We start from the raw sequence: 13537 nt of genomic DNA, 5'->3' as shown, positions 1-13537 counted from the left end.
TCCCGCGCCGCTGGGCCCGCGCGACGTCCTTGTCCGCCCCCGGGGCGGCGGATGTTGGTGAGCCACTGCCCCGCCGGCCGGTCCAGAGCCAAGGCCCCGCGACGCTCTGCCCGGTCTGTGCTCAGTCACTGACCCACGGGTCACCACGGCGCCGTCCCGAACGCTTGAGATGGCGTCGTGGTGTGAGGGCTGGCACGGGACCCCCGTCCACGGAAGTCCGGTAGTAGCTGCAACCGGCATCACGAGCCCCTGCCCGGCCCCGGCTGGCCGCGCCCTGCTACGCCGGGTCGTAGGTCACATGTTCGCGCCGGTGGGGAGCCGGTCCGCAAGGTGGTGGACGTACCGGGGAGCCGAGCGCCGGACACGGGCGGGATTCCTTCTCGCTCGAGCCTGACCCGGCCCCGCGACGCGAGACCGCGTCGAGCACCCCGCACCCGTCCAGGGCGCGGAACGTGCCGCCGACAGCCTGTCGGCCTCCCCACGATGTCCCCCGTATGGAGAGGTCACCATGACTGCCACCACCACGACCCGCTGAGGCCGGGCAGGGAGACACCTGCCCGGCCTCACCGCTCTCTTCATCCCCACTACGCAGCCACCGCACAGCCGATCCCCAGCTGATGCCGAGGTCGGCCAGGGCTCCGCGCTGCTCATCGGCGAGGCAGCCGCCGCGCTGACGGGCCGATGAGGTGCGTGAAGCCACTGTTCCGAGAGAGGCATCACGACTGTCGCCGTCGCCATCAGCGATAAGTGCGCGGGGCGCGGACCTGAGAGGTCGCCGGCTCGAGGTGAAGGCTGCTGCGCGGTTGCCAGGGGCAGTGGTGGTGAGCGAGGAATGCCGTGGTCTGGGTGTCGGCACCTTGGAGGTCGCCTCCTTCGGAGGCTTGTTGCAGGTTCAGGGTGGGGCCTGCGGTGCGGTCGTCGGGGGTGACGTGCATGTGGTCGTACTGAGGCGGCTTGGCCTCTGCGTTTTCGTAGAGGCTGATGTGGACTTGGTCGCTGCGGTACGCGGTGTCAGCCAGGCACTGCCCGTCGCCGCCGTAGGCGCGGGCATAGCGTCCGGCAGGATCCGTGTAGGCCCAGGCCCGAACGGTGGCACCGGAGAGCGCAGTAAGGAGGACGACCAGGGCGAGGGCGCCGGCCAGGAGAAGCGACCCACGCCCGGTACGGCGGCCGAGGTACTGCAAGCCTCCGATCCGAGAGAGCCTCCCGGTTCAGGAGGGCTGTGTCTCGGCCGCCGACAGAGTAGACCTTGGTGCAAAGGCCGTGGATGGCCCTGATACCGAGGACCACGGCCCCTTGAGGCCTGTCGCCTCACACGACCCACACACGCCCGGCGTTGTACCTCCCCAGCAGGAACTGCTCACACGCAACTTTTTACTACTGTGGGTTCGGTGCTCATCTGCCGTAGCGGCGTGCGCCGGCGTGTGCGGCTGTTGACGAGCTTTCCTGCGCGCTTCAACAGGGTGCTCCCGGGCTATGGCAAGTGGGTGGATAAGGCGGGACAGTTCCCGAGCAGCACCGCTCCGTCCCAGGTACGTCAGGACACACACGCCCACTCCGCAACGGCTACAACACGGAGGCACCATGCCAGTCCTCAGCCGCACCTCCCTCACCGTCTCTCCAGGTCGGCGTGCTCTGGCCGGTCTGGCGGTGGTGTGCACAGTGGTGGCCGCGATGCTCACCGGCGTGCACCCGGCTTCTGCCGCTACAGTCGTGACCTGCGCCGGAACACAGAACATCTCCTACAGCCCGGGCCTGACCAACACTCCGCGATCAGTGACCGCCCAAGGCACCAACAACCTCGGTCCGTGCGTGGTGCCGAACACGGACATCACCGCCGGCACCATCACCTTCGGCTCCACTGGCGACTACTCCTGCCAGGGGTTGCTGGCCTCCACGCAGGAGGTGAACGTCGTGCACTGGTCGGATGGCAGCACCAGCACGCTGCAGGTCACACGCACCGCCACCAAGGTAAACGGGCAGCTGATCAACACCTTCACGGGGTCGGTGACCTCCGGAACGTTCCACGGTGCCAGCGTCGTCTGGACGATAACCAACCTGACCTTGTCGCTGCTGGCCTGTGAAACGCAAGAGGGACTGACGTCACTGACCGGAGTAGATGTCTTCACCCTGGTCTAGCCTCACGGGCCCCGTGGCCTCAGTGGTCAGGACGTGACGGGCGGGAGGTGAGGCCGGGTCTGGAGGTGCGGCGGCTGAGGGGGAGCAGGGGACGTGGAGGTCGGTCACGAAACTCCAGGTGCGGCCTGGGAGTTGGGCGCGTGGAGGGTAGTGCCCGGGTGGGCTCACTGCCAGGGGATGTGCAGCCAGGGGCTGGCGGGATCGGTGGTCAGGGTGGGGTGCACGGCGACCATCTCCTCGTACCACTGCCCGGACTCCTCCTCGTCGAAGCGGGCAGCGCCCCAGGATGAAGGCGGCGGAGAAGTCCTCCCACGACCGGTAGTTGACGGCCACCCTCCGACCGGCCCCGACGACTGCATGCTCGGCTTCCTGGAGCGTGCAGAACCGAGCGGCCACGCCCCACCGAGCCATGCATGAAGCACGCCCGTAGTCCCACGCTTCGACCGTGCGCACGAACCGCCCCTCCGACAGGAGACCGTCCGACCGGAACCTGGCCTCGTACCGGGCGATCCGTCCGATCAGCCGCCGTATCCCCGCGATCTGAGCGGCCACCTCGGTCTCGTTGACCGGCTCGCCTTGGGGGCACGCCCTCGGGGCTTATGCGGACCTGGGAGGCGCGCGTCTCGGCGTTGTGCCGGATGATGCGTGCGGCCAGCTGCTTCCAGTAGTCGACCTCGACCGCACCGGCGAAGTCCAGCGCGGCGGAGCGCCGGAAGCTGAGGGCGAACTCCCACGTGGAGCTGACCAGGTCAGCCTCCAGGAGTCGGCGTTGCGGGTCCTGCCATTGGGCACGGTCGTGGATGCCCGACCACTGTGCAAGGCCCCGCCGCTGGGACGAGTAGCCGATCCCGTGGAAGGCGATCGCGTTCCACAGGAAGCGGTTGTTGCCCATCGTGTGTGCTCCGCAGGCCAGGCCGAAGCCACCGGCCCCTGGAGGGGACCGCCCACCCGCAGCCCGCGGAGTGCGCGTTCACGCTCGGGGCCCGCCACAGGGGCGGCATGCAGTGCCCACTGCGTGCGGTGTTCGGGCGTGGTGGGGAAGTACGCCTCGCAGGGGCTGCCCGGGTTCACGGCCATCCACGCTCCGTCGCCCTCTCCCCAGGTTTCGGCGAACCACTCCGGCGGCTTGGCGCAGAAGCCCGTCTCGCCTTCGTCAGGCGCCGGCAGCATGCCCCTCCCCGTTGGTCAGTGCCATGGACGGCAGACTATCGATCACGGTCGGACAGATCACCCCGCCGCCCCTGTACAGGGCGCGCACTGCCGGCTCAGGGGCGGCAAGTGGAGCTCCTCCTACGACTACTACGGCGGGAAGACCTTCGCTGACTCCCGCCGGACATCGACCACGTCGTCCCGCCGGCCGAAGCCTGGGATTCGGGGACGGTGAAGTGGCCGCTGGCCGGCCGTGAGGCTACGCCAACGACCTGAGGGCGACGCGGTCGCTGGTGGCTGTCTCGGCGGTCAGCAACCGGACGAAGGGGACAAGGACCCCCAGTGGGCTCCACCGCTCAACAGCGCCAGTTGCCAGTAAGAATCTCCTGCGCCTCACACCGGCCGGCCACCGCATCGTCAAGGAGGCCACCGCCCGGCAACGCTCCGAGATCGCCGCGCTCGTCGCCCGCCTGGCACCTGACCGGCCGGCGCTCCGCACTCGTCACCGCACTGTCCGACTTCACGGAGGCCGGAGGCGAGCCCGCCGTCGATGGCAGGGACTCTCCCCGCTCGGCTGGAGCGACCCTGCCGGCCTGCTTGAGGTGACCTGGCTCGCGGAGGGCCGGTCGGTCACCTTCGTGGCTGTGTGCAGGGGGGCGGGGGCCTCCCGCCGGGTCAGAAGGTGATGAAGGGTGAGTGCTCGAGGAGCAGAAGCTTGCGCAGTGCGGTGCGGATGCGGGACAGGACGTGGTGGCGCTGTGGCGCGGGTGCATGCATGGTTCCCCCAGTAACGGTAAGGTACGCCCAGTCGCGTACCTCGCTTGAAGGTACGCTCCAAGGCGTACCTTGTCGAGGGGTGGAGTGATGGCGGCAGGCGAGTTGGCGCATCCTCGTATCGAGGAGTTGGAGGTGGGGCCCATCCTCCTGGCGCTGGCTGACGAGAACCGGCGCCGCGTGGTGGCCGAACTGGCCCAACGGCCGGACGAGGAGCGGCTCTGCGCCTCCTTCGAGCTGGCGGTGGGCAAGTCCAGCCGCACCCGTCACTGGCGAGTGCTGCGGGAGGCGGGCCTGGTGTACCAGCGCGACGCCGGGAACGGCCTGTACATGCGATTGCGCAAGGAGGACCTGGACCGCCGGTTCCCGGGGCTGATCCAAGCCGTGATCGCCGCGGGCTGAGCCGGGGCCGGACGGCGTCGACGCGCTGTGAGACGCTGCCGGCGGCAGTGCGCCCTTCGGTTCGCGGTGGTGACCTTGGTGCAGTCGCGCGACCGCGGGGCAGGCTGTTGGTGAGCCGGCCGGTGACAGGCGCTCAGTGATGGTGCACGGCATGGGAGGCGTGGTGCGGGCACGGGATCTTGCCATCGAGTACGAGACGGTGCGGCTGGATGACGACGCCGTCGAGGTGGCGCGGTTGATGGCGCGGGAGCGGTTGCCGGCGTTGCTGGTGGTTGACGGTGACGGGGTGCCGGCTGCGGTTCTGCCGGCGTCCCAGATGGTCAAGACGGTCGTTCCCGCTTACGTCGTGGAGGATCCGGCGCTGGCTGCGGTGGTGGACGAACGCCATGCTGACCGCCTGTGCGACGCGCTGGTCGGGCGTAGCGTGCGCGACTGCCTGCCGGACGGCGCGACCGCGCCTCCGATCGCCCAGCCTGACGACACGGCGCTGGAGGTCGCGGCTCTGATGGCGCGGGTGCGCAGCCCGCTGGTGGCCGTCGTCGAGGGGGACCACCGCCACCGCCTGGACCGGGTCTCCCGCTCGCGGGCCAGGTTGCTCGGCGTCATCACCGCTTCCCACCTGCTGGAGCGGCTCCTCGCGACGAGCGGGTGAGGCGAGGCGTCTCCCCGCCGGTGCGTACGTCGCTCCGGCGAGGCCGCCCGGAGGCAGACGTGCCGGAGGCCCCTGTCAAAAAGTCGTCAAGAACCGGTAGGGTCGTCGTCGGTGTGCCGGGAAGTCTGGTCGGCGTTGTGCAGGGGGCATCGGGCCCGAATCTGCTGACTGGAGGACCTCTGTGGATTGGCACGCCTGGGCTGCCCTCGCCGTCTTCGTGGGCGCGTACGCACTGATCATCAGTGAGAAGATCCACCGGGTTGCGGTCGCACTGGGCGGCGCCGGCCTGATGCTGCTCATCGGCGCGACCGACGACCGGTCGGCCTTCTACTCCGAGAAGTCCGGCATCGACTGGAACGTCATCTTCCTGCTCATGGGGATGATGATGATCGTCGGCGTGCTGAAGAAGACCGGCATGTTCGAGTACGTGGCGATCTGGGCCGTCAAGCGTGCCCGTGCGCGCCCCTTCCGCGTCATGGTGATGCTGGTCCTCATCACCTCGCTGGCGTCAGCCCTCCTGGACAATGTCACCACCGTGCTGCTCGTCGCCCCCGTCACGCTGCTGGTGTGCGAACGGCTGGCGCTGCCGATGGCGCCCTTCCTGATCGCTGAGGTGATGGCGTCCAACATCGGGGGCGCGGCCACCCTGGTCGGCGACCCACCCAACATCATCATCGCCTCGCGCGGCGGCCTCTCCTTCAACGACTTCGTCGTCAACCTCGCCCCCCTGGTCGTCATCCTGGTGGTGGCGCTGCTGGCGCTGTGCCGGGTGATGTTCCGGAAAGCCTTCGTGTACGACCAGGAGCGAGCGGCAGAGGTGATGGCCCTCCAGGAGCGTGAGGCCATCAGTGATCCGCGCCTGCTGGTGCAGGGACTGATCGTCCTGGTGCTGGTGATCGCCGGGTTCGTCCTGCATCCGGTGCTGCACTACCAACCGAGCATCGTGGCCCTGCTGGGGGCCGGCCTGCTGGTGGCGATCTCCAGCGCGGAGACCGGTGAGGTCCTCTCGGAGGTGGAGTGGCCCACTCTGGCGTTCTTCGCGGGCCTGTTCATCATGATCGGCGGCCTCATCGACACCGGCGTCATCGGTCAGGTCTCCACCGGACTCGCCCACCTCCTCGGCGGCGATCCCGTCCGCGGCTCGCTCACTCTCCTCGCCGGCTCGGCGATTCTGTCCGGCATCGTCGACAACATTCCCTACGTGGCGACCATGGCGCCGATCACCAGCGACCTCATCCACTCCGTGGGCGGCGGGCACGTCCTGTGGTGGGCACTGGCGCTCGGCGCCGACCTGGGCGGCAACGCCACCGCCATCGGCGCCTCCGCGAACGTCGTGGTCCTCGGCATCGCCGAACGCAACCGCCGGCCCATCTCCTTCTGGCAGTTCACCAAGTACGGCCTGGTCGTGACCGCCACCACCGTGCTCCTCGCCCTCGGCTACGTCTGGCTGCGCTACTTCGCCCTCACCTGAGAGCCCCGCCACGGCCCAGGCACGCCCATGAAGGGGACGACGGGAACGGAGTGCCGGACCAGCGATCGAAGGGGAGGACGACGTCGGCCGGCATGCGAGGGCCCAGCGTGCCCGGCTGGGCGATCGGCATGCGGAGGTGCTGGTTGACGGACCTGACGCAGGTGTGCGGCACACTCGCGTTGTTGTCGCTGCATCGCCCTGGGGGGAATGGGTCTTCCCTCGAAGCACCCTCCGTTCCGTCCGTCCGCGTCCCGGGACGCCACCAGCTTCCCCTGACGCCCAGTTCGACGGCCGGGGTCGGCCAACGCCTGGCACCGCACGCCGGCGCGGGGTGGCCGGCGCCTCTTAGTAAGCCGGGATCATTGAGTCGTTGCCCGGCATGGGGCCGATCCGGGAGCCGAATTCGTTGTCGCCGCCGGCGACATCGCGTCGTTCGCCGACGCCGGGAACCTCGTCTCCGCAGCCGGCCTGGTGCCCGTCCCGCGGGACTCCGGGCGCCGGACCGGCAACCTGCACCGGCCCAAGCGCTACAGCCGCCGCCTGCGCCGGGTGTTCTACCTGTCGGCACAGACCAGCATCATCCGCGAGGGACCCGACCGGGACTTCTCCCTCAGGAAACGCGGTGAGGGGCTCAAGCACGTCCAGGCGATCACCTCCATGGCTCGCCGAAGAGTCGACGTGATGTGGGCACTCCTGCGCGACAACAGAGTCTTCACCTCCGCCCGCCGGTCGCGCAGGCCGCTTGACTCAGTCATTGAAACTCCTTGTGGGTGAAGAGCGGGCCGGGGTCGGGCCACCCGGCGTGGTGTCACCACTGAGATTGGGGGGTGGTGCCTCCGGTCGCCAGCGGCTGCGGACGGTTGGGGAAAACGTGGGAAGCCACATTGGCTGACCTGCGGAAACAAGGCCGAGCGGGCAGTCGGGGTGGGACGCGAGGGGACGCGACGCGGCGGGAGGGCCGGGCGGCCTGCACGGCGGCCAGGCGCACGGCCCAGGGTGGCCTGAAGGGGCCGCTGCGGAAGAGCCGCCCGAGAACCGATGATTGCCTTGCAGTCCGGAGAGGACGAGGCGGGTGACACGCCTCTCGAACTCAACGCGTGAGGTGGAAGATGCCGCGTTGGAAAGAACTGCCCGGCTCGCTCGACGAGCCGGTGCGAGCACTGGTCGTCCAGATGCGCCGTCTGAAGGACCACAGCGGGCTGAGCCTGGTGTCGCTCCAGTCCAGGACGGGCTACAGCCGTTCGTCCTGGGAGCGCTACCTCAACGGCAGGTCGTTGCCACCACGGGAAGCGGTGGAGAAGCTGGCACGGGTGGGCAGAGGGGATCCCGCTCCGTTGCTGGCACTGCACGAGGTGGCGGAGGGCAGGTGGAAGGCGCAGGTGGCCGGGCGAGCCGACCAGGGCCAGGAGCGCCGGCCAGGAGCCCCGGACACGTCGCGTCCGCACACCGCGTCGCACGCCACGAACGCACCGGAACCCGGAGGCCGCCGGCGGCGACTGGCCCTCGCCGGCGTCTGCACTGTCCTGCTCCTCGGAGGGCTGCTCGCCGTTCTCCTGGTGTCAGCTCCCTGGAAGGGCAACCAGGCAGGTCACGGAAGAACCGTGACGGGGCAGAGCGCAACAGCGCCGTCCGGCGCGGCCTTCGCCTACCGGGCCGGAAAGACCTACCCCTGCTCGGTCCGACGTCGAAACGGCCGACTGTACGCGGGCTACAGCACCACCCGTACCGCCCTGCTCTCCGCACCAGGATGGGACGTCGTCGAGGCGCAGTGCCTGCTGGAGTATCACGGCTTCGACCCGGGCGGAGTCGACGGCGTCATCGGTCCGAACACCACGAGGGCGGCCAAGCGACTGCAGGAGAAGGCCGGGTTGACGCCCGATGGCCTCGTCGGCGCGGACACCTGGCGGGTGTTGCGCCAATGACCAGCGCCCCGTCCGGCGCGGGGCCTGCGTCCACGAGGCTGGCTGCGGCGCTGAGCGAGCTCAGAGCACGGACCGGCCTGAGTCTGACGGCGCTGGCCGCGCGCACCCCTTACAGCAAGTCCTCGTGGGGGCGGTACCTCGACGGCAAGCAACTCGCTCCTCGCCGAGCAGTCGAGTCGTTGTGCGGCATCGCAGAGGAGCCGCCGGCGCGACTTGTGGCGCTGTGGGAGCTGGCGGATCTGGAATGGAGCGGCCGCCACAGAACCTCGGCGGCACCTTCGCACGAAGACCCTCCAGCCCCAGCCGGGCCAGTGGAAGAGCCCAGAGACCAGGACGGCACGGTGGGGAAGCGTCCGACGCCCGGTCGTCCGACCCGGCGTACCGGGTTCCGGGTGTGGGCTCTCGTGGCTGCGGGATGCGGGGTGGCCGTCGGGGCCGCGCTGTGGGCACTGTCCTTGCTCGGGGCCCGTGCCGAGGGCCCCGCGGCGCAAGCCGTGCCCTCGCCGTTGCCCACCGCGGCATGTGACGCCCGGAAGTGCACGGGCGCGAACCCGGAGATGATGGGCTGTGTCGTATCAGGCCGGGTCCACAGGCTCGGCCCTGTGCATCCGACCAGCAACGGGGCGCGGCTGTCGTTGGTATACAGCGAGCGGTGCCACGCCGCGTGGGCTCTGGTGTGGAAGACGCGGGTCGGCGACGTGGTCACGGTATCCATCCCGGGGAGCGGCTCCCAACGGGTCGAGGTCGCCGACCGTTACGACGCGGAGAGCCCGCTCTTCACACCGATGGTCGACGGCAATGATCTCACCGGGTTGCGGGCCTGCTTCACGCCGGGCCACGGGCGGCACACGGAGTGCTTCCGGAGGGAGAGCGGGTAGCGGCGTGCAGAGATCCAGGGTCAGGTGACGCCTTTCCGACGCGCACTGCGCACCGCACCGCACCGGCCGGCCCGTCCCTGACGGTCTGCTCGATACACGGTAGTCGGCGGACCAGCCTGGTGAAGCGGTAAACCGATCGGCCGCCCACCGGGCGGCAGCGTCGACGTACCCGGGCTCGTCGTACATCTCATACTGGCCGGCGCCATCGATCGCTATGAGTATGACGGGGCTGGGGCCGCCTTCTACAACTGCATGCCGGTGTCGTAGGAGCCGGTGTTGCCGACACGTCCGGCGAGGATGACCGGGAGCGGCTGGGGCATGAGCCGGTCGGTGAAGTGGAACGCGTCCCAGCCCAGCAGGAGGCAGTCGCTGCGCCAGAGGCGTCGATCCGTCAGGTGTTCGTCGCCTCAACGTATGCCGGCGGCTCCCTCGTCCAGGGCCGCGCTGTGCAGTTCGAGGCCCTGCAGCCGCTGGTGCAGCGCCTGCTGGGCCAGAACTACAGCCGCCTGGACTCGCCTTGTCGGCCGAGCGCACCCGCTGGCGCCTGGCCCCCGACGAGGAGGACCACCTCCTGCTCCACCGCGGCGACTGCGCCGCCGCACACGACTCCCAGGCAGGGCTCACCGACCCCCAGGCCTTGGACGGCGCTTACCGACCCGGGCACCGCGCCGTGCCCGACCTGCCGTCCCGACCGCGCCCTACCCGCTCGAAGCCGGCGATGAGGCCGGGGACCGCGCGGGCGCCCTCGCGCCTGATGATGCACCCACGGAACGAGGAAACCGCCTGAACAGCTGAACAGCTGAACCGCTGGTCAGGGCCCCTTCGGGGCCAGGTAAAGGATCGCGACACACTCAGCGTGGTGGGGCAATCGGAAAGGCGTCGACCGGTGGAAGCGCGGCTCAGGACAGTTCGTGGGGCCTGTGGCGGTCTGCTGGATGTCCGGAGCGTCAAATGAGCGTCCCCCCTCACGACGACTCCTGCGGAGGACGCCACCGACCCGGCCAAGGAGATCCCGGCTGCTGAGGCATCGAAGCACGCTTCGTGTGGAAGGCGGTTCCCATGAAACAGGAGAGGAGAGCAGCGGTGGACTGGGTACTGGACGAGGGATTCGAGACACCCGGAGGAGTGATCCGGTGGGGGACCTTGGGCAGCGGAGAGCCACTCGTACTGGTGCACGGCACACCGTACTCGTCCTTCCTGTGGCGGGACATCGCTCCCGCGCTCGCCCGTACCCGCAAGGTCTTCTTCTTCGACCATCTCGGCTTCGGCCAGTCCGAGCAGCGCGAGGGCCAGGACCTGAGCCTGGCGGCCCACTCGGAGAACTTCGCCCGGCTCCTCGACCACTGGGGGCTGTCGCACCCCAGCGTTGTGGCTCACGACATCGGCGGGGCGGTGGCGCTGCGGACGCTGCTGCTGGAGCAGAGGAGCTACCGGGACCTCACCCTCTTCGACGCGGTGAGCGGAGGCGCGTGGGAGCGAGGACTCTTCCAGCTCTTCCTTGAGCACAAGGAGGTCTTCCGCAAGCTCCCGGGCTACGCGCACGAAGCACTGGTCGCCGCCCATCTGCGGCACGCCACGCACACCGGGTTCCGGCCGGGGATCCTCGACGCCTTCCTCGCGCCGTGGCGTGGGGAGGAGGGCCAGGCGGCGTTCTACCGTCAGTACAGCCAGATCAGGCAGGCGGACACGGCCGCGTACGAGCAGCTGCTGGACGGTATCTCGATTCCGGTTCGGATCGTCTGGGGCCGCGAGGACCGCATCCTCCCCCCGGAGTACGCCGAGTGGCTCCACGAACGCGTTCCGCACGCGGAGCTGCACTGGATCGAGGGCGCCGGTCACCTCCTGCAGGAGGACGCCCCCGGGCGGCTGCTGGCCTGCCTGACGGCTGACTTCGCGTCAGCCTGAGGCGCGGGGCCGCTGAATGGGCGGCCCATGGACACCCACGAGGACAGTAGCCCTTCTCCCGTTCGGGGCTGCGGTGCGCCTCAGCGGTCACATCACCCATGCCGCCGGGACCGCGGACGGCGACGCGCTGGCCGAAGCGTTGGCCGCCTGGGTGGTTCCGGCACCGCGCCCGGCCGGCGTGCCGCTCGGCGGCCGGTGGGTGACGCGCCACCCACCGGGGCCTCGGCACCCCGGCGCGCCGTCGAACCACCGCAGGCCCGTCCCCGTGCCGGCGAGAGCGCGCGGTGCCTCCCCGCAGGCCCGGCAGCCCGACGTGGCCCGCTTCGCGGAGACACGGACGCGCGCCACCGTTGCGCCCGGACGCCCGCAGCGGCCACACCGTCCCACGCCCGGTCGAGCGCTCCGCGGCCGGGCGTGAGACGGTGGTGGGGGAGGCGATGGGGGCAGGCGCGAGCTGAGGAGTCGGGCACGATGGTGCGTGACGCGGGCAGCCGCAGGGGTCCGCACCTTGCGGGCGGAACGCCCGAGATCCAGCAGGCGGGCATGATCCTGATCGACGAGCAGGCGCACATCGTCCACGTCAACCGCCGTGCCGAGGAACTGCTGGGCCGCACCGCGGCCGAGTGCTGCAGCCGCGACCTGCACGACCTCCTGCATCGCGACTCGCACGGCCACACCACCCCCCGCAGTAGCTGCACCATCCGGCGGGCCTTTCTGGACGGACGGGTCGAGCAGGGCCGCAAGGCGTACTACGAGCGCGGTGACGGCTCCCTGATGGAAGTCGACTGGCTGGTCACGCCCTGTCGGGACACCGAAGGCACCGTCGAGGCGATGGTGCTCTTCCACGAACCGGCCACCGCTCCTCTCCCCGAGGCGGTCCACGACGAGCCGAGCGCGGCGCTGTCGGAGCTGGAACGGCTGGCGCTGCTCGCCGAGACCACCACCACCCTCACCTCGACCATGAGCGTCGACGAGGCCCTGCGGCGACTGACCCGGCTGGTGGTGCCCCGATTGGCCGACTGGGTGGTGATCGACCTGATCACCAAGGGTGACGAGGTCTGGCGCACCTCGGTGGTGCACCAGGAGGACGGCGCCCTGGTGCGGCGCGGCGACCTGGAGGGGCCCATGCCGCCGGTGCCCCCGGAGTCCCCGATGCCGCTCTCACGGGCGCTGCGCGGCGCCGCGTCGACCCTGGCGGGGCCCGAGAACTACCAGGGCCCGCCGGACGCGGGCATCGCCGTGGCACAGCGGGAGCTGTTCCAGGTCAGTGGCATGCATTCCGCGGCCATCGCCCCCATCCGGGGCGTGCGCGAGGTGCTGGGGGCGCTGACGCTGGGGCGCGCGGAGCGCAGTGAGGCCTTCACCGACCTCTCCCTGCTGGAGGACATCGCCCGGCGGACCGGGCTGGCGCTGGAGAACGCGCGCCTGTACCAGCGGCAGCGGCGGGTGACCGAGACCATGCAGCGTCACCTGCTGCCCCAGCTGCCGGACGTCCCGGGGCTGGAGATGACCGCCCGCTACCTCTCGGCCCCCCAGGAGTCGCAGGTCGGCGGCGACTGGTACGACGCCTTCCAGCTGCCGGACGGTGCGATGGCGGTGGTGATCGGCGACGTGGTGGGCCACGACATCGACGCGGCGGCGGCCATGGCGCAGGTCCGCAACATGCTGCGCGCCTACGCCTGGTCCTACCAGGAGCCGCCGAGCGTCATCGTCGGCAGGCTGGACCAGGCCGTGGACCACATGACGGAGGCGTCCATGGCCACGCTTGTCTTCGCCCGGGTGGAGGAGGGAGGCGACCACGGCGAGGCACCTCGGCTGCTGTGGACCAACGCCGGCCACCCGCCACCGCTCCTGGTGACGCAAGACGGCCGGACGCGCTACCTGGAGGAGGCCGTGGACCCCCTGACCGGCGCCGGGCTGACCACGCCACGGTCGGACGCGACGGTGGAGCTGCCGGCGACGGCCACACTGGTGTTCTACACCGACGGCCTCATCGAGTCCCGGTCGCGCTCCCTGACCGACGGCCTGGAGCAGCTGCGGCGGCACGCCGCCGCGCTCGCGCACCGCCCGCTCGATGACTTCTGCGACCAACTGCTGGCGCGCGTCCGGCCCGAGGACAACGATGACGACGTCGCCATCCTGGCGCTGCGCAGGCCGGCGGGGCCGGTGCCGCACCACTACGCGCGCTGATGCCGCCCGCCTTGCCACCCGCCAGGAGCGACGCCTGCGCCGACGAGCCCTGCTA

At 70.3% G+C, this 13537-nt stretch carries 10 protein-coding genes and 1 pseudogene; 9 read left to right on the top strand and 2 right to left on the bottom strand.

Translation table 11 applies throughout. The features are described from left to right. Positions 1 to 737: 737 nt before the first annotated feature. Positions 738 to 1184, bottom strand: coding sequence for a hypothetical protein (locus ACFV3R_RS11365; protein WP_385579266.1), 447 nt, complete (start codon positions 1182 to 1184; stop codon positions 738 to 740). 400 nt (positions 1185 to 1584) lie between these two features. Here ACFV3R_RS11365 and ACFV3R_RS11360 point away from each other — a divergent pair, with 400 nt between their 5' ends. Next, a complete protein-coding gene (locus ACFV3R_RS11360; RefSeq protein WP_385579264.1) occupies positions 1585 to 2139 on the top strand; it encodes a hypothetical protein in 555 nt (184 codons plus the stop codon). Here ACFV3R_RS11360 and ACFV3R_RS11355 read toward each other — a convergent pair. Continuing rightward, positions 2104 to 2691 (bottom strand): DUF1266 domain-containing protein, encoded by a 588-nt coding sequence (locus ACFV3R_RS11355; protein WP_385579261.1) that lies wholly within the window; start codon positions 2689 to 2691, stop codon positions 2104 to 2106. The two genes, ACFV3R_RS11360 and ACFV3R_RS11355, sit on opposite strands and share 36 nt — an antisense overlap. 1461 nt (positions 2692 to 4152) lie before the next feature. Between ACFV3R_RS11355 and ACFV3R_RS11350 the strand changes: the two genes are divergently transcribed. The 8 genes and pseudogenes from ACFV3R_RS11350 to ACFV3R_RS11315 all read left to right on the top strand — a co-directional run bounded on the left by ACFV3R_RS11350 (position 4153) and on the right by ACFV3R_RS11315 (position 13482). Next, entirely contained in the window at positions 4153 to 4464 is a 312-nt protein-coding gene (locus ACFV3R_RS11350; protein ID WP_385579258.1) for an ArsR/SmtB family transcription factor, read from the top strand. A gap of 163 nt (positions 4465 to 4627) precedes the next feature. Next, the gene (locus tag ACFV3R_RS11345; protein WP_385579903.1) at positions 4628 to 5116 is read left to right on the top strand and encodes a CBS domain-containing protein; all 489 of its coding nucleotides are present in this window, start codon (positions 4628 to 4630) and stop codon (positions 5114 to 5116) included. 181 nt (positions 5117 to 5297) lie between these two features. Next, positions 5298 to 6587: an SLC13 family permease gene (locus ACFV3R_RS11340; protein ID WP_385579255.1), complete on the top strand. Its 1290-nt coding sequence runs from the start codon at positions 5298 to 5300 to the stop codon at positions 6585 to 6587. Between the two features lie 352 nt (positions 6588 to 6939). Further along, positions 6940 to 7333, top strand: a pseudogene (locus tag ACFV3R_RS11335) (transposase); the annotation flags it as partial. A gap of 363 nt (positions 7334 to 7696) precedes the next feature. Beyond that, complete coding sequence (locus tag ACFV3R_RS11330; protein ID WP_385579252.1) at positions 7697 to 8509, top strand: peptidoglycan-binding protein; 813 nt, start codon at positions 7697 to 7699, stop codon at positions 8507 to 8509. After that, positions 8506 to 9387, top strand: a complete 882-nt coding sequence (locus ACFV3R_RS11325; protein ID WP_385579249.1) for a DUF2690 domain-containing protein — start codon at positions 8506 to 8508, stop codon at positions 9385 to 9387. Before ACFV3R_RS11330 ends, ACFV3R_RS11325 begins: the two co-directional genes overlap by 4 nt. 1083 nt (positions 9388 to 10470) lie before the next feature. Beyond that, positions 10471 to 11292, top strand: a complete 822-nt coding sequence (locus ACFV3R_RS11320) for an alpha/beta fold hydrolase (protein ID WP_385579900.1) — start codon at positions 10471 to 10473, stop codon at positions 11290 to 11292. A gap of 471 nt (positions 11293 to 11763) precedes the next feature. Then, positions 11764 to 13482, top strand: a complete 1719-nt coding sequence (locus tag ACFV3R_RS11315) for a SpoIIE family protein phosphatase (protein WP_385579246.1) — start codon at positions 11764 to 11766, stop codon at positions 13480 to 13482. Positions 13483 to 13537 lie beyond the last annotated feature (55 nt).

Origin of the sequence: Streptomyces sp. NPDC059740, assembly GCF_042733155.1 — a bacterium.
Classification (GTDB): domain Bacteria; phylum Actinomycetota; class Actinomycetes; order Streptomycetales; family Streptomycetaceae; genus Streptomyces.
The sequence above is the reverse complement of the archived record's forward strand: the minus strand, read 5'-3'. Positions and strand labels throughout refer to the sequence as shown.